23 protein-coding genes and 1 pseudogene are annotated in these 23,012 nt (G+C 40.7%); 7 read left to right on the forward strand and 17 right to left on the reverse strand.

Annotation, left to right across the window (positions count from 1 at the left end; all coding sequences use genetic code 11):
• Positions 1-79 precede the first annotated feature (79 nt).
• From CQA40_RS06540 to CQA40_RS06545, 3 genes are all read left to right on the forward strand, one after another.
• Positions 80-2,977, forward strand: coding sequence for a hypothetical protein (locus tag CQA40_RS06540; protein WP_115520103.1), 2,898 nt, complete (start codon positions 80-82; stop codon positions 2,975-2,977).
• Between the two features lie 56 nt (positions 2,978-3,033).
• Positions 3,034-3,162 (forward strand): hypothetical protein, encoded by a 129-nt coding sequence (locus tag CQA40_RS11610; protein WP_258864485.1) that lies wholly within the window; start codon positions 3,034-3,036, stop codon positions 3,160-3,162.
• Positions 3,163-3,387: 225 nt separating this feature from the next.
• A complete protein-coding gene (locus tag CQA40_RS06545; protein ID WP_115520104.1) occupies positions 3,388-3,666 on the forward strand; it encodes a hypothetical protein in 279 nt (92 codons plus the stop codon).
• A 111-nt stretch (positions 3,667-3,777) separates the two neighbouring features.
• Here the strand turns inward: CQA40_RS06545 and CQA40_RS06550 are convergent, their stop codons facing one another.
• From CQA40_RS06550 to CQA40_RS06560, 3 genes are read right to left on the reverse strand one after another with little or no spacing between them, the layout of a single operon-like run.
• Positions 3,778-4,680, reverse strand: a complete 903-nt coding sequence (locus tag CQA40_RS06550) for a bifunctional riboflavin kinase/FAD synthetase (RefSeq protein ID WP_115520105.1) — start codon at positions 4,678-4,680, stop codon at positions 3,778-3,780.
• On the reverse strand, positions 4,649-5,599 hold the full coding sequence (locus CQA40_RS06555) for a TlyA family RNA methyltransferase (RefSeq protein WP_115520106.1): 951 nt from the start codon (positions 5,597-5,599) through the stop codon (positions 4,649-4,651). The genes CQA40_RS06550 and CQA40_RS06555 overlap by 32 nt, the downstream gene beginning before the upstream one ends.
• A 20-nt stretch (positions 5,600-5,619) precedes the next feature.
• Entirely contained in the window at positions 5,620-6,135 is a 516-nt protein-coding gene (locus tag CQA40_RS06560; protein WP_115520107.1) for a hypothetical protein, read from the reverse strand.
• Between the two features lie 279 nt (positions 6,136-6,414).
• On the opposite strand from CQA40_RS06560, the gene CQA40_RS06565 reads away from it, so the two are divergent.
• The 3 genes from CQA40_RS06565 (at position 6,415) to CQA40_RS06575 (ending at position 9,860) form a co-directional block, all read left to right on the forward strand.
• Positions 6,415-7,515, forward strand: coding sequence for an aspartate carbamoyltransferase catalytic subunit (locus tag CQA40_RS06565; RefSeq protein ID WP_115520108.1), 1,101 nt, complete (start codon positions 6,415-6,417; stop codon positions 7,513-7,515).
• Positions 7,499-8,809: a homoserine dehydrogenase gene (locus CQA40_RS06570; RefSeq protein WP_115520109.1), complete on the forward strand. Its 1,311-nt coding sequence runs from the start codon at positions 7,499-7,501 to the stop codon at positions 8,807-8,809. The genes CQA40_RS06565 and CQA40_RS06570 overlap by 17 nt, the downstream gene beginning before the upstream one ends.
• 124 nt (positions 8,810-8,933) lie before the next feature.
• On the forward strand, positions 8,934-9,860 hold the full coding sequence (locus CQA40_RS06575; RefSeq protein ID WP_115520110.1) for a BspA family leucine-rich repeat surface protein: 927 nt from the start codon (positions 8,934-8,936) through the stop codon (positions 9,858-9,860).
• A 3-nt stretch (positions 9,861-9,863) separates the two neighbouring features.
• On the opposite strand, the gene CQA40_RS06580 is transcribed toward CQA40_RS06575, so the two are convergent.
• From CQA40_RS06580 to CQA40_RS06620, 9 genes and pseudogenes are all read right to left on the reverse strand, one after another.
• Positions 9,864-11,177: a ComEC/Rec2 family competence protein gene (locus tag CQA40_RS06580; protein WP_115520111.1), complete on the reverse strand. Its 1,314-nt coding sequence runs from the start codon at positions 11,175-11,177 to the stop codon at positions 9,864-9,866.
• Between the two features lie 118 nt (positions 11,178-11,295).
• Positions 11,296-11,868 (reverse strand): hypothetical protein, encoded by a 573-nt coding sequence (locus CQA40_RS06585; RefSeq protein WP_115520112.1) that lies wholly within the window; start codon positions 11,866-11,868, stop codon positions 11,296-11,298.
• Positions 11,869-11,876: 8 nt separating this feature from the next.
• Entirely contained in the window at positions 11,877-12,140 is a 264-nt protein-coding gene (locus CQA40_RS06590) for a PP0621 family protein (protein WP_115520113.1), read from the reverse strand.
• Between the two features lie 13 nt (positions 12,141-12,153).
• A complete protein-coding gene (gene rsmG, locus CQA40_RS06595) occupies positions 12,154-12,840 on the reverse strand; it encodes a 16S rRNA (guanine(527)-N(7))-methyltransferase RsmG (protein ID WP_115520114.1) in 687 nt (228 codons plus the stop codon).
• Between the two features lie 65 nt (positions 12,841-12,905).
• Complete coding sequence (locus CQA40_RS06600) at positions 12,906-14,216, reverse strand: S-adenosylmethionine:tRNA ribosyltransferase-isomerase (RefSeq protein ID WP_115520115.1); 1,311 nt, start codon at positions 14,214-14,216, stop codon at positions 12,906-12,908.
• A gap of 27 nt (positions 14,217-14,243) precedes the next feature.
• Positions 14,244-15,038: a twin-arginine translocase subunit TatC gene (gene tatC, locus CQA40_RS06605; protein WP_115520116.1), complete on the reverse strand. Its 795-nt coding sequence runs from the start codon at positions 15,036-15,038 to the stop codon at positions 14,244-14,246.
• 551 nt (positions 15,039-15,589) lie between these two features.
• Positions 15,590-15,758, reverse strand: a pseudogene (tatB, locus tag CQA40_RS11855) (Sec-independent protein translocase protein TatB); the annotation flags it as partial.
• A gap of 14 nt (positions 15,759-15,772) precedes the next feature.
• A complete protein-coding gene (locus tag CQA40_RS06615) occupies positions 15,773-16,012 on the reverse strand; it encodes a hypothetical protein (RefSeq protein ID WP_023928115.1) in 240 nt (79 codons plus the stop codon).
• Positions 16,013-16,056: 44 nt separating this feature from the next.
• On the reverse strand, positions 16,057-16,740 hold the full coding sequence (locus CQA40_RS06620; RefSeq protein WP_023928116.1) for a F0F1 ATP synthase subunit A: 684 nt from the start codon (positions 16,738-16,740) through the stop codon (positions 16,057-16,059).
• A 457-nt stretch (positions 16,741-17,197) separates the two neighbouring features.
• Here CQA40_RS06620 and CQA40_RS06625 point away from each other — a divergent pair, with 457 nt between their 5' ends.
• The gene (locus CQA40_RS06625) at positions 17,198-17,755 is read left to right on the forward strand and encodes a hypothetical protein (protein ID WP_115520118.1); all 558 of its coding nucleotides are present in this window, start codon (positions 17,198-17,200) and stop codon (positions 17,753-17,755) included.
• A gap of 50 nt (positions 17,756-17,805) precedes the next feature.
• On the opposite strand, the gene mqnP is transcribed toward CQA40_RS06625, so the two are convergent.
• The 5 genes from mqnP to CQA40_RS06650 all read right to left on the reverse strand — a co-directional run bounded on the left by mqnP (position 17,806) and on the right by CQA40_RS06650 (position 22,886).
• Positions 17,806-18,681, reverse strand: a complete 876-nt coding sequence (gene mqnP, locus CQA40_RS06630) for a menaquinone biosynthesis prenyltransferase MqnP (RefSeq protein WP_181882870.1) — start codon at positions 18,679-18,681, stop codon at positions 17,806-17,808.
• Between the two features lie 235 nt (positions 18,682-18,916).
• The gene (gene rimP, locus CQA40_RS06635; RefSeq protein WP_115520119.1) at positions 18,917-19,378 is read right to left on the reverse strand and encodes a ribosome maturation factor RimP; all 462 of its coding nucleotides are present in this window, start codon (positions 19,376-19,378) and stop codon (positions 18,917-18,919) included.
• A 31-nt stretch (positions 19,379-19,409) separates the two neighbouring features.
• Positions 19,410-19,757 carry a 30S ribosome-binding factor RbfA gene (gene rbfA, locus CQA40_RS06640; RefSeq protein WP_115520120.1) on the reverse strand — a complete coding sequence of 116 codons (348 nt, stop codon included), beginning with the start codon at positions 19,755-19,757 and terminating at the stop codon, positions 19,410-19,412.
• Between the two features lie 70 nt (positions 19,758-19,827).
• Positions 19,828-22,548 (reverse strand): translation initiation factor IF-2, encoded by a 2,721-nt coding sequence (gene infB, locus CQA40_RS06645; protein ID WP_115520121.1) that lies wholly within the window; start codon positions 22,546-22,548, stop codon positions 19,828-19,830.
• Positions 22,533-22,886, reverse strand: a complete 354-nt coding sequence (locus CQA40_RS06650) for a DUF448 domain-containing protein (RefSeq protein ID WP_115520122.1) — start codon at positions 22,884-22,886, stop codon at positions 22,533-22,535. The genes infB and CQA40_RS06650 overlap by 16 nt, the downstream gene beginning before the upstream one ends.
• Positions 22,887-23,012: the final 126 nt, after the last annotated feature.

The following is a 23,012-nucleotide window of genomic DNA, read 5'->3' on the forward strand; positions in this document are numbered from 1 at the left end:
TTTACTTTTTCATTTGACAAAGTAATCTCGCCAAACCAAAATCTAAAAAAGCGAGATTTTACACGAAAGGAGATGCAAAATGAAAAAAGCAAATTTCAATGCGATTAACGCTATAAACGAGAGAGAGAGAGAGAGAGAGAGTAGCTCACGCTTAAATTGCCATACTACAACTTCTTGTCATACTGAGCGAAGCGAAGTATCCAAAAATGCAAACGCAACTCTGCAAAATCCTTTGGATATTTCGGTTTCTACGAAACCTCAATATGACAATGTCATAAGCACTCAAAGCATTTGTCATACTGAGGCTTTAGCCGAAGTATCTCAAAAACAAAGCAGAGATATTTCGGTTTCTACGAAACCTCAATATGACAATGTCATAAGCACTCAAAGTATTTGTCATATTGAGCGTAGCGAAATATCTCAACCAAAATCCGCGCACACCCCAAGTAAGTCCAAACGCCTAGCACTATCTCTAGCCACTGCTAGCATTATCGTTAGTGCAGCACTCACAAGCCTAGCAGCTGATTGTAGATGGAGCCTAGACTGGGCTCAAGGCGATGCAGATAGTAACAACATAGGACGATTCAACCGAATCGACTGTTCTAACTTGACTGCCGCTCAAATGAAAAGTTATATGCAAAAAACAGCATATAATAACAATGGCTACTACCGCGAAACAAGGTGGTATCTAACAGGCAATATCAGTGGGACAGACACAATATCAGCCGAATTTTCTAAAGAAAGGTTTATGAGTAATGTAACTCGTCCCGAGCGACAATGGGAGAAAAACTATGTCTATCAGGGAATATTTTTCAGAAATCTAAACGCAAGTGGCGCGACTTTTTCTTTAACAAATAAATCAGATAGTAGTTCTAGTGTCCCATTGTTTGAGATAAATTCACAAAACTCAAACATAAAAGAGCTAGAAGTGCGAGGCAATGTCAGTAGAAATATCACTATCAATAGCTCAAATATCGGCACGATTACTACCTCTGCGGCAAATACTGCATATAATATGAGTATAGGCTCTGCCTCAAATATCGGTAGCCTAAATCTCAGTAGCAACCTAAACACACTTACCATAGACGGAGGCTCTGTCATCGGTGCAAAGCTAGCTGGCTCTGGCACTATCGGCACGCTAAATCTAGGTGCTAGAAACCAAGTAGGCTCTGCCTCTATCGCAGATACAGACTTCTCTAGCTCTACTATCGGCACGCTAAATATCCTAAGCTACTCACTTCAGCTAGGAAACACCACAAACACTACCCTAACAAATGGGCAAGGACAAATCAAAGTAGGAAATAACACCCTAGTAGGTGTAGCCACAGCTGGTATCACTGTAACTAGAAAGCCGGGCGATACAGTAACAGCAAATAAAGTCTACTACTTCAATGATTTGATACAAGGTGGTAGCAATAGCTTTAACCTCACTACAAATGAAGTAAGAGCTGGCTCTGGATTTAATATGAACCTCGTTACAAGTGGTGGTAGGCAAGGATTTATCATCGTAGCGGATGCTTCTACGACTTATGGTGCGAGTATGTATCGCTCACTAGCGATGAGCAATATGCGCCGAAACGCTATGACACAAAATATCCTAAACACAATGACAACTAAGACATTCCATAGCGATAGGTATTACAATCAAGAAGTAGAATTGCGTCTATTGCAATATGACTTGTCTCGCCTTACAAATCGCTCTTCCAAATTCTCAAAAACCACACGCAAAAATCAAAGCAAAGTCGATAAAGTGCGTGAAAAAATGGCAAAGCTGACTTTGGAGCAGTCTAAAGGGCAAAATCTAGATAAGGGCTATAACAACTTTGAAGTCATAGACCAACTAGATGCTATCTTTATCCCTTATACAGGTAGGCGAGATTGGCGTTTCTTTGCACTGCCCTATGCTAGCTATACTTATGGCTATCTAGCACAAGCAGAGACACAAGAATACGCTGGTGGTGCGATATTTGGCGTGCAAAGAAACCTAAGGGCAGCTGGAATCTTTGGCGGCTATCTAGGATATGAGTTTGCAAACACAAAAACACAAACAGCTGGTGCGGATACAGGCATACAAAGCAACTCTATCCAAGCAGGGCTAAACTACTTCAAAACCTTTGCTATCACTTCTAAGCTATGGGAAGGCTTTATCAAAGCAAATGTGAGAGGTGGAGTGGATTTACCACGAGTAGATTTTGGTAGTGGTAGCAGACTAAAGCTAGAGAGTGATACCAAAGGTGTGAGCTTGCCACTAATGTGGAATATCGGTGCAGAAGTCTCTGGTGGGCTTACATTTTATCAATTCAAGCGCAACAGCTATGTAAGCCCTGAAATAAGCCTAAGCTATGATATGCTATCCACTCTCGCAGCAAAAACGCTAAAAGAGCAAGTATATGTCGGCAGTGCAATGACTCCCGGAAACGATGAGTTTTATAATGCGTTTTATTGGCATTTGCCTCAATTAGGTGCTAGTGTGCGCTACTATAAAATGTGGGGCAATACATTCCGCACAAACCTAAAAGTAGGGCTAAAGTATAATATGCTAAATAAGCAAGATGTAACCGTTACGCTTAAAGCACATAGAGATAATATCGCTGGTGGTAGCAAATACGGTGGGGAGGAGAATGCTACAAATTCTATCACACTCCCTGCTGTGTATGGAAATCTAGCATTTGACTTTATCTGGATGGTAAAGAAAAACCACGAGCTAAGCTTTGGCTATGATGGACTTTTCTATGCTAGCACCTTTAGCAAAGACCAATACAATGTCAAAACAGATGATTGGTTTAATGGCGTTACCACGACTTTGAACTTCAAGTATGCTTATTGGTTCGGTGGCTCTGACTATGTAACAGACAAAGACGGAAACGCTGTATCTCGCTCAATCGCAGAGGGCAAAAAGAGCAAAAAAGGCAAGAAATCTTCTAAGTCTAAAAAGTCTAAGAAGTCTAAGAAGAAAGTCTACTATATCGATGGGTAAGTGGGCTTGTCATACTAAGGGCGTAGCTCGAAGTGTCTCAAAAGATTCTGCAAACAATGCAAAATCAAGTAGAGATATTTCGGTTTCTTGCGAAACCTCAATATGACAAAAACAGGCTTTTCAGTTTTGTAAAGCACCCCTCCCTAAATCCCTCTGCTACGGGGAGGGACTTTTTTGGTAAGTAACACCATTTTTGATAGGCAACACTATAATAATTCCCCCTCCTTTACAAGTAGGAATCTCAAAATTCCCCCTCCCTTGCGGAGGGGGCTAGGGGGTGGGTATATTGATAGACTTACCATTTGATAAGCTGGGGGTAGATTAGGTTTTAGATTTTAGGGATTTAAGGCTTCATTTTGGATTGCCACGAATTTGGAATCTTAACGATTCCAAATTCGTGGTAATCCAAAATGAAGCCGAAGTTTTTTAGTAATCCACGCCCAATAGTCATTGCGAGTGAGTCGCAAGACTTGCGTGGCAATCCATTCTCTGCCCTAATGTTTTATTTGGATTGCCACGAATTTGCTACGCAAAACAAACGAAGTGAAGTTTCTTTAGTAAATTCTCGCAATGCCGAAAAATTGACACACAATGCAAAATCAGTGTGCAATGACGAATTTTTCCGCGTTTTTACTAATGCAAAAGATACCCACCCCCAAACCCCCTCCGCAAAGGGAGGGGGTTTTTAAAAAGCCAAAACACCACCATTTTGAGATTTGTCAAAACTTATCAAACACTCTTATCAAAGAGTGCCAAAACTTCGCCAAAACAATTCACCAAACTTCTACCAAAACCCTCCACTAAAATCCCTTATCAAGTATCTTTTTTGCATTTGATATGTCTTTTTTGATTTGAGACTTTAGCAAGTCAAGCGTGTCAAAGTGCCGATTCTCGCGCAGTTTTTGGACAAATTCTATTTCTATTGCACCCTCTTTGTAGTCCTTATCTTGCAAAAATTCTGCAAAGTCCCCCAATATATGACTTTCAATAGCAAAGCACCCATCTGTGCTAAGCCTTTGCCCTATGAAGCTCACAGAGTTTGCGCCATTTGTGCGAGTAGCATACACGCCATTTGAGGGCAGGACATAGCCATTTGTGAGCGCGTTTATCGTGGGGAAAAGCTCTTTAGAGCCTATGCCTTGCCCTTTTGTGGTTTTGCATTTTAGTTTGTAGCACCACCCTAGCATCGCATTTGCTATGGCGATGTCTCCGTGCATTATCAAATCCTTTATCACGCTAGAATGCAGTGGAATCTCATTGTGGCTTACCTTTGGCACGATAGTGATTTTTGGCACTCTTGCAAGAGATTTTCCTCCAAATAGCTTTTGCAAATCCTCCGCACCAAAAGCGCGATTTTTGCCAAAAGCAAAATCATAGCCCACCACGATATGCCTAAGATTTGGCAGTAGGTTTTGCATCAACGCCACAAACTCCCCACCGCTTAGCTCACGCACACTATCCAAATCAAGCACAAACACATTGCCAACCATCCTAGATAGTCGCTCATACCTATCATATAGCGAGGTTAGATACTCGCTAGAGTGTGTATCTATGATGATAGTAGCGCACTCCTCTTTAGCAGACGAAGCAAAATCTATAAGCGTGCTAAGTAGCTTTTGGTGTCCTAAGTGCAAGCCATCAAACTTCCCGATAGCAATGCTTGAGATAGAATTATCTTTGGATATGGACAAAAAATTCTGCATTGCCTTGCTTTCCTTTGATATGAGATTTGGCACTATGCCTTATGCAAAAACCCCTTTGTATCAGCATTTCTCTAAATCCTGCTAGATTTTTTTCAATGAGATTTTGCTCTTTTAGCACGCCTTTTTTGTTGCGCTTTGCTTGTATGCCTACTTCAAATTGTGGCTTATATAGCAATATCATCTCATCGCTCAAAACCTCCAATGAATCAAAAATCTTCTCTAGCCCAATGAAGCTGACATCACACACAAGCAAATCAAATGGCTTAGTTGATTTTGGCGGTGTAAGTGGTGTCGGCAGTGATAGCGGCGTTGGTTTTGGTGCTAGTTGTGGTTGTGATGCTGATTTTGGCAGTATTGGTTTTGGTGGCGTTAGATTTCTTTGCGTTGTTTTATTTGCCACAAAATCTAGGCTTTGCCTTTTTGATTCTTGCTTGGCACATTGCTTAGGATTTTGTCCATCATATCGCCCCTCATTACATTTGACTTCATATCGCTTGGCAAACTCCCTCACATCGCAGTTTTCAAACGCCTCTACACAAGGGTGTGATTTTAGCTTGCTATGAAGCTGATTGCTACCCACATCTACGCACACCACACGGCTAAACCCAAACTCTAGCAAAATCTGGCTAAACCCCCCACGCGAAGCACCTATATCCACCGCCACCTTTCCTGCGCCAAAGTCGCTATCCACCCCCAAATCCTCCAAAAATCCCTTTAGCTTAAAAGCCGCTCTTGAGACATACGCGCTACCCTTTGCTAGCACCAAGTGAGAAGACAAATCCAAATCCTTATCCACGATAAACGCTGGCTTTGTTATAGTAGAGTTATCTAAGCGGACAAATCCCGCTTTTATGGCTTCACTAGCCTTTTGACGACTATCAAAAATCCCTCCCTTTACTAGTGCAATATCTAGCCTCATCGCTCAATTTCCATAGATAATCAAATAATCGAAAAAGGCAAAATATGAAAGCTAAAATCTAGCTTGTATGGCTCATCATCGACAAGCACTTGCAGTTGGACATTTTTTTCATCGATTTGGCTTGATTTTTCAAAAGCGATTAGATAGCATTGCGACCACCTATTTAGTGGGCTAATGATTTCATCAAACTCATCTTTTGAGAGTTCTTTTATGTAGTGTGGGGTATGCTTTTGCCCTTTTTTGTCCTGCAAAAGAAATGAAAATCTCGCTAGATTGATTTTCTCGTGGTTTGCATCAGTGATTTCTACGAAAAAATACATTAGATTTGGATAAAAGGATTTTTCTATATCGTTTAATAAAGTGGCAAAAAACATTGTTTGGACTTGATTGTCTTTTATGACTTGAAAACTCCTTGTGGCTTGGATTTTTTTCTCTTCTAGTGTATGGGGTGCAAAATCTCTATTTAGATAAATCGTACAAGAGCTACACAAAAAAGCACAAGCAAAAAGACAAAGCAGAATAAAAACATTTTTCATTAGATTTTCCTTTAGATTTTTTTAGGCTTTTGGGCTTAGATTTTGGTTTTGTGGCTGGACTTGGCTAGTTTGTGGCTAGATTTTGCAAAAATTTATATGCTATTTTTCACGCTATTTTTTGCATTATTTTCTAAGGCACATTTTGCTTGGCATTGATTTTGATATTTGCTAAAAATAAGCTAAAATTATAGCCACACTTCGCCAAAAAAACAAGCCAAGCAATTTATGCAAACCAAAAATCTTAAATGCCTAAAATTCCAAACGCTTCTAAGGAAAAATATGCAAAACCTACCACACATTTCACAAAATCTTTGCACCTCACAAAGCCTTTGCGCTTCGCAAAATAGGCATTCTCCACAGCGACACCTTATCCAAACAAACGATTTAAGCAAAGACGAAGTAGAGCGGATTTTAGCGAGAGCTAGGGAGTTTTTGCCGTTTTTGGATTCTACTTTTGGTGCGACAAATGATTTTGGCAGAGCAAGTGATTCTAATTTGACAAGCGATTCTAGCGCGACAAATGCAACAAAAAGAGCGACTTTAGAATCGACTTCGCAAGATAGACTACCACAAACACTGCTTGGCAAAAATATCATCACCATTTTTTTTGAAAATTCCACTCGCACGCTTAGTAGCTTTGAGTGTGCGATAAAAAACTTAGGCGGTGCGGTTACTAGGCTAGATGTTTCGCGTTCCTCCACGACAAAGGGCGAAACCATAAGCGATACCGCAGCAAACCTAAATGCGATGAGCCCCGATGCGATAATTATCCGTCATCAAAGCTCTGGTGCTCCTGTGCATCTAAAAAAATCCGTATCTTGCCCTATCATCAATGGTGGCGATGGAGCGCACGCCCACCCCACACAAGCATTGCTTGATTTGCTCACACTCAAGCAATGCTTTGGCGAAAATCTAGAGGGCAAAAAAATAGGAATCGTAGGCGATATAAAATCCTCTCGCGTAGCAAATAGTAATATCGAGCTACTAAGTCGCTATGGAGTGGATTTGACACTTATCGCACCACCTCATTTTCTAGGCAATCACAACCTAAAAAGCACGCACAACCTAAAAGAAGCACTGCAAGACTTAGATGCTATCATTTCTTTGCGCACGCAGACAGAGCGACATAGCAAGCAAAATTACGGCTCGCTAAAGGACTACGCGCACGATTTTTGCCTCACACGAAATCTAGTAGGCGACAAAGACATAGTCATAATGCACCCCGGCCCCGTGCATCACAACATAGACATAGAAGATGAACTACTAAAAGATTCTCGCTGTAAAGTGCTAAAGCAAGTCCGCAATGGCGTGGCTGTGCGAATGGCAGTAATGGAGTTTTTTATCCTAGAACTAAAGGGCATAAATGCAAAAACAGCTTAAAATCGGGCTTATCGGCGTGGGCGTGGTAGGTAGCGCGGTAGCCAAAATCTTGCAACAAAACAAAGACATCATCACCGCCCGCACAGGCGTAGAAATCGTAGTAAAAAAAGGAATCGTGCGAGATATAAAAAAGCACAAAAACGCCATTATCCCACTTAGTCAAAACGCAGATGAAGTGCTATATGATAATGAAATCGATGTCATTGTCGAGCTTATGGGCGGGGTAGAAAAAGCCTACAACATAGCAAAAATCGCCCTAAGCCAAAACAAGGCTTTCGTAACGGCAAACAAAGCAATGCTTGCCTATCATCGCTATGAGCTAGAGCAAATGGCAAAAACCCCTATCGGCTTTGAAGCAAGCGTATGCGGAGGAATCCCTATCATAAAAGCCCTAAAAGACGGACTAAGTGCCAACCATATCTTAGCCATTCGCGCAATCCTAAATGGCACTAGCAACTATATCCTAAGCAAAATGTGCAATGAGGGGTGGGACTTCTCTAGCGCACTTAAAAAAGCCCAAAATCTAGGCTACGCAGAAGCCGACCCCACACTTGATATAAACGGCACAGATGCTGCACACAAACTTTTGATACTAGCAAGCCTTGCCTATGGGATAGATTCTCGCCCTGAAGAGATTCTAATAGAGGGGATAGAAACCCTCTCAAGCGAGGATATTGAGTTTGCACGCGAGTTTGGCTACACCATAAAGCTACTTGGCATAGCCAAAAAGCGTGGCGATAGTATTGAGCTTAGAATCCACCCTGCGATGATACACTCCCAAATGCCTCTAGCCAAAGTCGATGGTGTGATGAATGCTATCTCCGTGGTGGGCGATAGTGTGGGAGAGAGTGTGTATTATGGTGCGGGAGCTGGAGGAGAAGCCACTGCTAGCTCTGTGATAAGTGATTTAATCGAAATCGCAAGGGGCAAAATGCCACAAGGCGGGCAAATGCTAGGATTTCACACTTCACAGCCACTTAGCATAATCCCAAAAGAGCAGATTCAAAGTAGCTATTATGTGCGGATTTTGGCTGTGGATACTTATGGCGTGCTAGAAAAAATCGCCGCCGTGCTTAGTCGCAACCGTATCTCAATAAGCACATTTTTGCAAAAGCCTAGCCAAGAAAGTCAAACCCACGCAAACTCCACAAGCAATGACAAAAACCAAAAAGCCAAAATCTTGCTATCTACACACACCACGACAGAATCAGCCATACAAAATGCCTTGTGCGAGCTAGAAGCCCTAGAAGTTGTGCTTGCTAAGCCTATTATTATACGAATAGAGGAGGCATAAGCGCAAAAATCTGCTACAATGGCAAGACTAATGGTAAGATTTCTTGCAATGCAAATAAATCCTAAGATTTCTTATGTCAAATCTTATAGCAAATCGTAGGGCGATTCTAGCTTAAGGAGTGGAAATGCAGCCAAAACACACTATCTGCGCTCACGCACAATCTCACACAAAGCACGACCAAAAACCTGCAAAATCTAAAAAGACACAATCCCACATAACTTCTTTTATCGCATTTTTTTGCCTAACCCTCATTGCTTCAGTGATATTTAGCGGGTGTGGCAAAATGAGCGGACTTGATTATGAAAAGTTTGAAAGAATTATGGCGGAGGATTCTAAAAAGTCAAAAAAAACTCGTCCTACTTCGTTTGGCAAAATCCGCTCTCAACACATCAGAGAAAACAAACCCAAAAGACGCACTAATGCGAGGCAAGAGAGGCAACAAGAAAGGCAAATGGCTGATTTAAGTCAATTTAGCTTTAGCTCTTCTTATGCCAAGCCTACTACCAATGAAGCAAATGCAATGCTACTAAATCCTTTCTCTTCCTCAAGCACCTTTACCCTCCCACAAGGGCTTAGCCCATACTATGCAGAAGTCATCGAAGATGAAATGCTACCCTTTCCACTAGAGCGCAAAAAGCCTGCTAGATACAAGCCAACTTCCCATAGCGAGCTAGTATCGCTTGTGCAAAATGAGAGCATAAGGCTTAGCGAGATTGACACAAGCAAAATCACTGATATGGGATTTTTGTTTGCGTGCAATGATGCGTTTTTGACTTGCAGGGAGGATTTTAGGGGGATTGAGCGGTGGGATACAAGCAAGGTAGTAGATATGGAATCAATGTTTGATGGAAATCCATTTTTTAACGCTGATATTAGCTCGTGGAATGTATCCAAAGTGCGCAATATGTCAAAAATGTTTTATAACGCTAGTAAATTCAATCAATCACTTAGCAGATGGGGGGATAAAATCCGCAGAGACACCAAAAAACACAGTATGTTTCTAGGCTCTAAGCTAGAATCAAACCCGCCAAGGTGGTATTACAGACGATAGAGCTTAAGTCGCACTAACAAATCTAGCAAGCAAATACACCCAAAATATCAGTGCGAATGCTAGCATTGCAAAGTAGATTTTCCTAGAAAAAATCGAGCCAAAACTCAAAGCCACATAGCAAGCCATAAGAGGCAGTGATAAGTAATAATCAATACTTGGAATCTGCAAATTCACCACCATATCTAGCCATTTATCAAAAACCCCACCAAGCCCAAAAATATGTAGCGCAATCATCAGTGGAAACGCCACCACAAAAGCCAAGCTAACAGGAATGCTAACGAGCTGATAAGGCGAAAAATAAGGGAAAAAATAATGCACCAAAGGCGTAATGCTAAAAAATATCACAACATTAAACGCCATCCAATACCACACAAAATTCCATACACTAGGCAATTTAGGGCAATACTTAACGAACAAAAATATGTAAAACACCCCTGCCATTGAGAGAATAAAGCCTATATTAAACGCAGCGCTTGGAAATAGCGCGACACAAATAGCACCCACCAAGCCCAAAAGTTTGAAATTCACAATCTCTAGCCCCCAAAAAAGTAGCAAAAATCCCAAAATCCCCATAACAAGCGCACGCAAAAATGAGGGCGTAAAATCTAGTAACACCAAGTAGCCACACATAAATAGCAAAATCACTCCACCCAAGTCATACAACTCGTTGCGATAGCTAAAATATCTATTCTGCAAAAAACGATATGGCAGCACAAAAAGCCCAAACAAAAACGCACTAAGCACACCCAAATGAAATCCACTAATAGCGATGATATGAGCTAGCCCTAGCTTGTTTGCTATTTCCCTCCACTGCCTAGCCAAACTATCAGCAAAAAATAGCGCACCAAAAAGGCTAGCTTGAATTTGGCTTTGGTGCTGGGAGGCAAAGTATTGCTTTAGTGGTGCGCTAAATTCTCTTTTTGGCATTAGAGAGATAGAAAAAGCGATAAAAAAGCAACTTCTAAAATACTCCACAAAGCCACACCTTTTATCGACTTTGCCATACACTCGCACAAATCGCCCTTGCAAGTCTTTTAGATTTTCTTTTGAAGTGATATAAAAAATATGCCCACTAGATTCTAGCTTCATCACGGTGTAGGGTTTATCTGGCTTATCTGGTTTGGTTTTTTTGTATTGGAGTAGGACTTGGGCTTTTATCTCTTGTGACGTATCAAAGGGTAAGTTTGTGTAGCTGTGGTATTCATAGCTTATCTTTGCCAAACAAAGCAAGGCAAGGCACAAAAGCGCGATACACCACTGCTTAGCACCATCAATGAGTGGGATTTGATAGGGAGAGAATTTTGCTTTTTGTGCCATAAATGCGTAAGAATCACCTTTTATTATTTTTTTAGATTTTGGGCTTGCTTAGCGTTGCTTGGAGCTTGGCTTTGCCTGATTTTTGCTAATAAAATTTTGGTGCAAGTTTTTGGTGGGTTTATTTGGGTTGCAGTGCGTCTAAAAATATTGCCCCATCAATGTGAGATAACGCTAGGGATTCTATCTCTTGCTCACTTTGAATAACAGCCAAAATCTTAGAATCAAAAAGATAAGAATCTGCAATATTTTGGCAAACTTTTGCTAGGCTATGTGAGGGGCTACAATCCTTTCCTAAGCCAAACTCACTCACTCTCAAATCTTCCCCACTAGCTTCCAAATCTTTTTCACTAGCTCTTAAATCCTGCAAACCCGCTTCCTTAGGATTTTCCAAACTAAGCAAACTAAAATCCACCACCCTAAAATCAACTATTAAGTATTTTGGCATATATTGCGCACTTAAAATGCACTCCTTGATATTTCCTATCATCACGGCAAAATCTATTTTATTACTAGCACAAAATTTACTTAAGGCAAATTCTCTATCCTCACTAGCACCAAACCAAAAAACCCTACCCCGTGTGCTCCGCGCTTCATCGCCCTCACTTAAGCGCAAATCCCGCTCCAAATCACTTAGCGAAGTGATATGTCTAAAAGTTTCGCTTGGGATATGTGGGTGTCCTATGAGTATCATAAGCTACCTTACTTTTGGCTTAGTGATAGCTCTAAGCACTCTTTGGAGCAAAAATGCACTCCCCTGTGGCTAAAGCTATCTTGTGTATCTATGTATGTCCCGCATTGCTTGCAGGGTATCATTTGATTTTGTGTTTCATTTTGTGCTTTATGCTCTGCATAGTTTCTTGCTTGATTGCTTGAGCTAAAATGCCCTAGTGCCTTTCGTATAGCATTTATCACAAACCCCACAAGCAGAGCAAAAAGCCCTACAATAATTAAACCTTTTAACATTTTTTTCCTTATGTTAGTTGAGATTTTTTGAAATATAGAGATAAACCCGCTCGCTATTATAGCTATTTGCACAGCCAAAATCTAAATTTTTTGCCAAATCTCTAGCACAAACCCTAAGTGTATGATATGCAAAATCGCTAAAATCGCCACTTTGTGAGCCTTTGAAAAATAGCCAATGCCCATTTGGCTCTAAAATCTCTTGTGTGGCTAAAATGAGAGATTTACTATCCATAAGTGCTCGCGAAGTGATAAGCTCAAAATCTCGCGCTTTTTTTGCGCTAGATTTTGCTAGATTCTCTTGCGTAGCTACTAGAGATTGTATGCGAGTTTTGTGGATATGGAGATTTTCTAGCCCTAGCTTTGTAGCGATAAATGAAAGAAAAGCAACCCTTTTTGCGCGTGGCTCACATAGATGAAAATCCACTTTTGGACGCGCTAGTGCCATAACAAGCGCAGGAAACCCCGCTCCAGAGCCCACATCTAGACAGCTAGAAAAAGGCAAGATAAACGCAAGAGGCAGAAGCGAATCAATGATATTTTCCTCCACTTGGGCGGCTTGCTTTGCCCCACTAAGATTGTGCGTGGCATTCCACACAAGCAGATTTTGACAAAAATCTTTTGCCCTCTCTAAGGCGCACTCTTGCGTGGTGTCTTGCAAAATCTGCGGGGCGGATTCTAGGAGTTTTTTTAATTTTTGCATTTTTATTACTTTTTTTGATTTTATTGTGCGGATAAAAATCTATTAGCCTTGCTAGACTTGTGGCTTTACAAAATCAGCATCGCATCGCCATAGGAGTAGAATCGATATTTTTGCGCTATTGCTTCATTATAGATTTTGCGCCACTCATCTAGTCCCACCATAGAGGCTACAAGCATTATGAGGGTGGATTTTGGCAGATGAAAATTAGTAAGCAAAAAATCCGTCTTTATAGGTGGATTTTGTGGGTGCAAAAATATATCGCACTGCATTTGAAAATCGCTTGTGAAATCTAATGCAAAATCACTTGCAACTTCGCTTGCAAAGTCATTTGTGAAATCGCTTGATAAATGTTGTGATTTTTGCTCATTTTGTGCGGATTTTTGTGCAACTTCCTTTTGTGTGATATTTAGCGCATTTGTCAAAGCCCTTGCATAGCATTCCACACTACGCATAGATGAGCTCCCCACACACAAAATCTTACTAGCATTTTTTATCGCTTCTTGCGTCTTTGGTGGGATACTTAGCCATTCTTTGTGCATTTTATGCAGGCGAATATCCTCACTCACCACAGGGGCAAATGTCCCCGCGCCTATATGAAGTGTAAGTGTGGCAGTAGAGAAGCGCAAACACAGCTCTTTAAGCATAGATTTTGAGAAATGTAGCGAAGCCGTAGGAGCAGCGATAGAACCATTTTGTGTGGCAAATACGGTTTGGTATTGACTCTCATCTAGTGGGCTATCCTCGCGCTTTATGTAGGGAGGCAGTGGGATATGCCCGATAGTTTCTAGCATTTTTATGATTTCATATTGAGTGCATTGCTTTTGCTGGCAAAAAAACGCGATGACTTTATAGCCACTTGGAAGTGTGGCAAGCACCCTAGCTTCATAGCCATTTTCTAGGGCGATTATGTCGCCATTTTTTAGCTTGCCTTTTGTCTGACATAGCGCGCAAAAATCCACTTGAGATTGCGACAAAATCTCTGCTAGATTTTTATCTTGTGATACTTCTTGCAAAACCTCATCTTTGCTGATAAAGCGATGAAAGAGAATTTCTCTTTTTCCACCACTTGATTGATTTTGTGATTTATCTTGTGTTTTATTGTTTGCTTTATCGTTTTTAGAGAGTGGATTTTGGGCAGGGATTTTGCCTAGCCTTGTGCCATAGATTCTAGCTTTTAGCACACGCGTATCATTTAGGATAATAGTCGTGCTAGGCGGGATAAACTTAAATAGATTCTTAAAACTGCTGTGCGTGATTTTTTTGCTCGCTCGCTCATAGATAAGTAGCCTTGCACTCTCTCTTGGACTAGCAGGGTAGCTAGCAATAAGCTCGCTTGGCAAATCATACTCGTAGCTTTGTAGCGCGTAAGAATCCATTTTTAGAATAATCCATTTTTTGCATTGTTAGTTTTTATCTGTCTTAGCAGAATCTTTTTTGCCTTGTGAAAAATTGTGGGTAGATTTTTTTGCGGGCTTTTTTGGCTTTTGGGCAGGATTGGTAAAGTAGGCGATGATAATAGCAAGCCCATATAGCCCTACAAGTGGGATTGCCATTAGTAGCTGTGAGAATGGGTCTGGAGGCGTGATGATAGCAGCGATGATAAAAATCAGCACTACGGCGTATTTAAAGAAATTTTTTAGGCTTTCATCAGTGATAAGCCCCACGCGTGCGAGAAAGTAAGCAAGCACAGGTAGCTCAAATGCCACACCAAACCCAAGCACAATGCGTATAAAAAATCCCACATAGCTTTCAATAGATATATTTGCCGCAAACATATCATTTCCAAACATCAAAATATACTTAATCATAAAAGGAAACACAATATAGTAGGCAAATGCTGCACCTAGCGCAAACATAGCACTACCAAAAAACACAAATGGCAAAATGATTTTTTTTTCTTTTTTATACAATCCCGGTGCGACAAATAGCCAAATCTGCCAAAAAATAATAGGCGTAGAAATCACGAGTGCTGCCAAAAATGAAATACTCATCGCAGAAAAAATACCCTCTAGTGGGGTAAGCTGCATCAAAGTCCCCTTGACATTATCACTAAATGCACGCTCAATGGGGGATTTTACAAACTCAAATATGGACTTCCAAAAGCTAAAGCACACAATAAACGCCACCAAAATCGTGGCAGTGGAGATGACAAGTCGCTTGCGCAAATCCTGTATATGGGGCTTTAAATCTTCAAACATTCTAGCACGGCCTTATCGTAGGGTTGGTTTTTGTGGTGGGCTGTTTTTGCGCTAGGTTTTTGTGTAGCATTATATCGCCCCTATCATCGTTTTTGATTTTGCGCTAGGCTTTTTGGTGGATTTACCATTTTGGCTTATGCTAGTTTTTGTCGTAGTTTTTGGGGTAGGCTTTTGGGTGGTAGATTTGGAGGATTTTGCTATATTTTTTGGGACAGATTTTGTGGTTGTTTTTGTAGTAGACTTTGGGGTGGATTTGTTTGTGGTGGATTTAGAAGTGGATTTTGTAGTAGATTTTGCGCTTTTTGTTGGTGTCTGTTTTTTTGTGCTTGGTAGTGCGCTATACTCGCCAAAGAGAGAATCACTAGCCCCCACATTTCTACCCAAATCCCCCAACTCATCTTGGAATCTATCTTTTATGCCCTCTAACTCGTTTATTTCTTGCTTTATCTCTTTGATTTCTTGTAGATTTCCCAAATCTATATCTTTTGTGATAGAATCCACCTGTGTTTCAAATTGAGATTTTATCCCCTCTACTTCGCTTGCAAGTTTGCTTATCTCTAGCTCTTTATCAAGCGTGTCTTTTGCTTCGTTTATGCTTCTTTTTAGCGCACGAAGAAACTTTACAAAATCCACAATCGCTTGTGGCAGTTTATCAGGTCCTAGAAAAATTACCGCCACAACTAAGATAATGAGAATCTCAAAAAAGCCGATTCCAAACATTTGTATAAATCTTTTTAGGTTTTGGGAGGATTTTGCTTTAGTAGCAGGCAAAGAGATTTCGCCACTAGCGCAAAAAACACAAACACACAAAACACGATAAGTGCCAGCAAGGCAGAGAAAAACGGCTCATCAAACACTATATCAAATATCAAATATCCCATAAACGCACCCAAAATCCCAAGCCCAAAAAAAAGCCCACAAAAAAACTCTAAAATTCTAGGCAAAAATGCTTCAAAACTCCCAAAAAAAGACATTATCGACACTCTAAATCAACTAAAAGTTTGCTTCAAGGTATCGCTTATGCGTGCCCCTCATCGACTACGACTGCACCAGCCAAATACACATAAGTCAAAATCATAAATACAAATGCTTGCAACACAGCCATAAAAAGCAAAATCGCAAAAGGAACAACAGGCACAAGGTATGGCACAAGCATAAGCATAACAAGCAAAAACATATCATCACCCTTGATATTTCCAAAAAGACGGAAAGAAAGCGAAATGATACGAGATAGATGAGAGATGATTTCGATAGGAAACATAAGTGGGGCTAGCCATTTGACAGGTCCCATAAAGTGAGCAAAATAGTGGATAACACCCTGTGTGCGAATCCCCTCAAAGTGATAATAAAAAAACACAATCAGTGCTAGCACAAGCGTGAAATCCCAAGCAGAAGTAGGAGCTTCAAAGCCCGGAATCATACCGATGATATTGCAATAAAACACATAAAATCCTATCGTGCCAGCAAGTGGAAAGTATTTGCGTGCTTTTTCCTCGCCGATGACATCTTTTGCCATATAGAGCATTCCGCTTATAGCGGCTTCGTGTAGGTTTTGCAAAAAGTTTGGAATCACGCTCATTTTGCGTGTGGCTAGTTTTGCTACTGCCACGGTTACGACAGCGCAAACGATAGTGTAAAAAGCGATGATGAAGTGGTGGTCAGTGCTAAAAAGACTTGCAATGGTAAAAAGTCGGTTTTCCATTTTGGCTTCCTTTTGTATGGATTGTGGGGGTTGTGGGGGGGTTATGCAAATCTGCAAAATGTCTAAGAAAATATTGCCTTGGAGGCTATTGTTTCACAAGCATTTTCTTGCGAGCATTTTGCAAATTTACAAAGCGTTTGGCAGTATTTTGCCCAAACTTTGTTAAGTAGCAGATTAAATCTGCATATTTTTTTGCAAATTTTGCAAAATCTACACATTTTTTAAAATTTTGCAAAAAGTTATCAACTCATTTATCAAACATTCAGGGGGGATAACATTCTCTTTATGCCCTTAGGCTTTAAAATCACAAAACCACCCTAAGCATAGCTTCTTAATGATTACTTCTTTCGTTTTCTTTCGTTTTCTTTAGCCACTAATTGACAAGTTGTTTTTTTTTTTTTTGATATAGTTTTGGTTTTATCCTAGAAAATTTATCCTAGCAAGTGAGGAAACGCAAATGCAAAACAACGGCAAGTCAAAATCGCACAAACAATTTATCTTAAAGATTGAGGGGCAAGGCGAATATTTACAAAATGCTAAGTGGGCTTGGATAAGTAGTGTAAAAGGATTTGATGAAAGCAAAAAATGCAAAAAATGCTTTAAGCCAAGAAAAGATGTCTTGCTAGGCTTTCACAAAAAAGTCAAAATAGGCGAGGATTATCCATTTGAAGCTGATAGTGAGCAAATGCCTATAAATCCAAAAATCAACGGACATAATGGTGAAGTGCCACATTACTTGTGTATTGATTCTACAAACGGCAAGGATTATTTGCATATAGGGTTTATCTATGATGAGGGTAACAAGAAAGGAGTTAAAGGGGAATTTATGGAACAAACTATCATCATAAAAAACGCTAGAGAACTTAATTTTGATTTTAGAGAAAATAGCGAGATAGGCAATAAAGTGCGAGAAAAATACGCAGATTTTGACAATCCAAATGCAAAGAAAGAATGCAAAGCCACAGAATGTAGAAACTTTTGGTTTGGTGCGTATTTCTATGGCGATAGAATCTAAAATTTTTGATTTTTGCTAAAAATCTACAAATCCTAATCGCTAGCCAAAAATCAAACAAGTGCGTCTAGCACGACAAAGCCAAGCAATATAAATCCCAAATATCCATTTGTTACGAAAAATGCTTTTGGGATATTGGCAAAATCTTTGCTTACCAAATACTGCTCATAGCACAGCATAATCGCACTTATGCCAATTCCTACAAATCCAAACACACCAAGCCCTGCACTCATACCAAACCACACCCACGCCAAAACCGCAAATATATGAAACACTCTTGAAAAAATAAGTGCGCCCCTTACCCCAAATCGTGATGGCACAGAAAAAAGCCCCTCCCTTTTATCCACTTCAATATCCTGCAAAGAATACAAAATATCAAACCCAGCCACCCAAAAAGCCACCCCCACAGCCAAAATCACACTCCACGCGCCTACCTCGCCAGACACGGCGATGACGCCAGCTATGGGGGCTAGTCCTAGAGAGATACCTAGCACCAAGTGCGCCAAAGAGCTAAATCGCTTCATCAAACTATATCCACCCAAAATCAACAAAAAAGGCACGCTAAGGGCGAATGCCAAATGGTTGATAAAATAGCTCGTAGCGATAAATCCAAGTGCATTTACCACACAAAAAATAGCGATAGAAAAGCTAGAGATTCTACCATCTACACTTGGGCGTGAGGTGGTGCGTGGATTTAGCGCGTCTATCTTTCTATCACAAAAGCGATTAAACCCCATAGCGAAGTTTCGCGCAGTGATGAGGGCTAGCGCACAAAGGCAAAAAGTCTTAGTCCCCACCCAAATGCTACCATTACTCTCCACACTCGCCACACACATAGCTATCAAAATAAAAGACGCACTAAAAATCGTATGCTTAAACGCCACTAGCTCACTAAAGTGTGCGATTTTTGAAGCAAGGACTTGAAGCAAGGGGAAACTAGCAATACTTTCACTAGGACTAGATTGTGTGCTAGCTTGCGCTTTGGCAGAGTGTGCTAGACGCTCTTTATTAGAATCCTTACTAAAATCTCCGCCAAAATCCGCACTAGAATCTACTTCGCAAAAATCACAAGGATTTTCCCCACAAGAATATTTTTTAGAGCTTTCGCCACGATTTCGTCCAAAATCTTTAGAATCCATATTGTCTTGTGTATTTTTTTTCATTTCACCACTCAAAAATAGTTTTTACCTTTTTTAATTCTGCATAAGGGATGCGCACGCTAGATTGCTCTAGCCCAAACTCTACACCCTCTTCATCAGCACCCAAAATAGTGGCTTCTAGCTCGCTTTTATCAATAGTGCACACAAGCACCTTTGTCCCCACAGATAGCATAAAATGTCTTGGTATCTTTAGCACTCTCTCTAGCCCGGGCGAGCTTACTTCCAAATGATATGCGTCTTTTATAAAATCTTTGACATCTAAAAAAGGCGAGATAATCTCACTTACCTTTGTGCATAGCTCAAGCGTGGTGCTACCTTTGCTTGCCATAATGCTAATGCGTAAAATCAGCACTTCATTTTCGCGCACAAGTGCTATGTCATAAAGCTTGCACTCACAAGAGTGTATAAGCGATTCTAGCTCGCTTTGAATCTCGCTATCTAGTTCATAGCTTAGTTTGTGCTTCATCTTTTGCCTTTGTCAGTAAATCTTTCCTAGACTATTTGGAATCTTGCGCAATTTTGGCAAAGATTTGCTCTAGATTTTGCGCTACTTCTAGGCTATCATCAAAGCTAAATTGTAGATTTGGGCACTTAAACCACCCACTAGCATTTAGCACATATTCTTTTAAAATTCCCTTTGCCTTCTCAAGCGTTTTTAAAATCTCTTTTTTTTCTTTTTCATCATTTGTGTTAGCTTGGATATAGACTTGAGCATTATACTTGCCTTTAGAGCAGCGCACAGCTGTGATATTTAGCGAGTTTATACGCGAGTCTTGCAACTGCGATAGTGCCTCTATAAGTAGCTCTTGGAGGAGGGATTGGGTGCGCTCTAGGTGGATAGACATTTACACTGCTTTATGCTTCTTGGCTTTATGCTTCTTGCTACGCTTCTAAACCCTAAAAATCTCTGCTAAATTAAATCTTTTGCGCTTTTTTGACTTGGATAAATGTCTCAAACACATCACCCACTTTAATGTCATTGTAGTTTTCAAGCATTATGCCACACTCATAGCCCTTTGCCACTTCTTTGGCATCATCTTTAAACCGCTTTAGGCTTGCAATCGCGCCTGTGTGCACCACTACGCCATCACGGATAAGTCTAACCCCAATCCCACGCTTGATACTACCATCTGTAACCATACAGCCAGCGATAACGCCCACTTTGCTAATGCTAAATGTCTCACGCACTTCAGCTTGCCCTGTGTTTTCTTCCTCTATGAGCGGACTCATAAGTCCAGAGATTAGGGCTTTGACATCATCTAGCAAATCATAAATCACCGAATAAGTCTTAATCTCCACTCCAAGTTCTTTCGCACTTGTTTTTACGATTCCTGTGGGGCGTAGTCCAAACCCCAAAATCAGTGAATTTTCACTAGCACTTGCTAGCTCGACATCGCTTTGGGTTATGCCACCTACACCAAAATTTATCACATTTACTTGGACTTCATCATTATTTAGCTTCTCTACGCTAGCTTTTATCGCTTCTAGACTGCCTTGTGTGTCGGCTTTGATGATGAGTGGGATAGTCTTTAGCTGTCCTTTTGCAACCATTTCACTTAGCTCCTCAAAAGAAACTTTTGTAGATTTGCTAAGTTCTTTTTGTCGCAAATATATGGCTAGTTTTTGAGCTTTTTCTCTTGCAGCTGTATCGCTTTGCTCGACAAATAGCTTGCTTCCAGCACTTGGCACTTCAGATAACCCTGCGATAGAGGCCACGCTTGAAGGCTCTAGCTTATCAATACTCTCGCCCCTATCATTTACCATAGAGCGCACGCGTCCATACGCTGTGCCCGCATACACAGGGTCGCCCACCTTTAGCGTGCCTTGCTTTATGATGACACTCGCCACAGGTCCTCGCCCTTTTTGGATACTTCCCTCTAGCACGATAGCTTGAGTAGGTGCGTTATACGCGGCTTTTAGCTCCAAAATCTCTGCGTGCAACAAAATCGATTCTAGCAGATTTTCTAGACCCTCGCCACTTTTTGCCGAGATGGGCAAAAACTCATACTCCCCACCCCAATCTTGCGACATAAAGCCTAGCTCCGCACACTCACTTTTTAGTTTATCTGGATTTGCATTTTCTTTGTCCATTTTATTCATAGCAATGATGATTTCTACACCTGCTGCTTTTGCGTGATTTAGGGCTTCTATGGTTTGTTGCTTCACGCCATCATCAGCTGCAATTACGATTATGGCAATGTCGGTTACTTGTGCTCCTCGCGCTCGCATTTGGCTAAACGCTTCGTGGCCTGGAGTGTCTATGAAGCTAATTAGTTTGCCATTTTTCTCCACCATATACGCACCGATATGCTGTGTGATACCGCCCGCTTCTGCGCTTGCTATGCGTGAATTTCGTATCGCATCAAGTAGCGAAGTTTTTCCGTGGTCTACATGCCCCATTATTGTTACCACAGGAGGACGAGGCGATAGCTCACTTTCATCAAAGCTAGATTCTCCATCTTGGGACAGAGCCTCCTCGCTTTGGATAGATACCTCCATCTTAAACTCTTCAGCCAAAATCTCAATAGCATCTTTGTCCAAAAAGTCATTTTTTGTCGCCATAAGTCCCAAGCCAAAAAGCACTTTGATGACTTCTGTGAGTGGTCGTCCTGCCGCTTCAGCAAACTCATATACGCGCACTTCTTCGGGGATAACTATCGCACTTTTTGCACTCAAATTAGATTCTACTTGTTGTTTTGGTGGTTTTTTGCGCCTTGAGCGAGAGATAGAGCGCGTCTCATTTAGCCACGGATTTTTGCGCTGCACTCGCACTCTATCAGTGATGATTTGCCTAACCTCGTTTTCTTTGTCCTCATCACGGATTTCGCGCTCATTTAAGTCAAAAAGCACGATTTCATCTTGCTCATCATCAAAATCTTTTGAGCTTATTTCCCTGCTTGTGATTTGAAGTTTTTGCTCACCCTCTCGGTGCGTGGCTGCGACTTTTTTTGGCTTTTTGGGCTTGCGGATAAGTGGCTCTTCATCTTTCATTTCTTTATCTAGCATATCGTGCAAAGATGGTGCATAAGCCTTTTGTCTAGGTGTCTGTGGGGCTGGTTTGGGTGTAGAATCTGCTTGGGGAGTTTTTTTGACGATACGAATGCCTGTGCTTCGCTGGATAAGCGTAGAATCTTTGTCTATGTCTGGTTTATCATTTGTAGCTTGCTGTGATAAAACTTGTGTCTGTGTGCTATCATCTGCTTCATCTTGTTTGGAGACTTCTTTAGATTCTTTTGTTGTTTTTGCTTCTTTTTGTGTGGTGGATTTTGTAGATTTTTTAGGAGAAGTTTTTGTAGTGTCTTTAGATTCTTGCTCTTTTTTAGAATCTTTAGTTTTTTTAGCAGTTGCTTTTTTTGGTTTATCACTATCCTCTTTATCGCTTTTTTTAGCTTGGCTTGTTTTGGTAGAATCTTTTGATTTTGTCGTGCTTTTTGTGGTGGATTTTGTAGATTTTGGAGCGGGCATTTTATTTACACCCGTGAGGACATATTCTGAAATATAGCCTGCGATTTCGACATCTACCGAGCTTGTTACATTATGCACCTTTAAGCCCATCTCTTTGGCTTTTGCGACAACCTCTTCTGGTTTTCTTGCGATGTCTTGTGCGATTTCTGATAGTTTTACTTTGATAGCCATTCTTGTGCAATCTCCTGAATTTCTCCTAGATTTTGAGGCAATGCCCTAATAGCTTTTGCAAATCCCTTTTTAAGCTGCTTTTCATCTGCTAGGCAATCTTGCAAGCACTTTTTGCAAAAATAAAAGCTTTTTCCTTTTTTTTCGCCCTTTTTGCCTTTTTTGTTTGTGTCATCTTTTTTAGTCTCGTAGCTTTGGTGGGTATAGGGCTTGATGATTTTTTGTGTGTCATTTATAGATTCTACTAAAAATCGATACAACTCCGCTTGAGCAAACCTCCCGCGACAGCACACACACATTCGGATAGATTTTGCGCTAGCATATTTGCTAAAAGGGGACATTTATATTTCTTTATGCAAGTAAATTTGGTGCGTATTTTAGCATTAAATTCCCTAAAATACCATAAAACTTTAGCCTTTTTAGATTTTGACTTTAGTTTTGGCATATTTACTTTTTATAAAGTTTGT

Origin of the sequence: Helicobacter sp. MIT 01-3238 (assembly GCF_003364135.1) — a bacterium.
Lineage (GTDB): Bacteria > Campylobacterota > Campylobacteria > Campylobacterales > Helicobacteraceae > Helicobacter_B.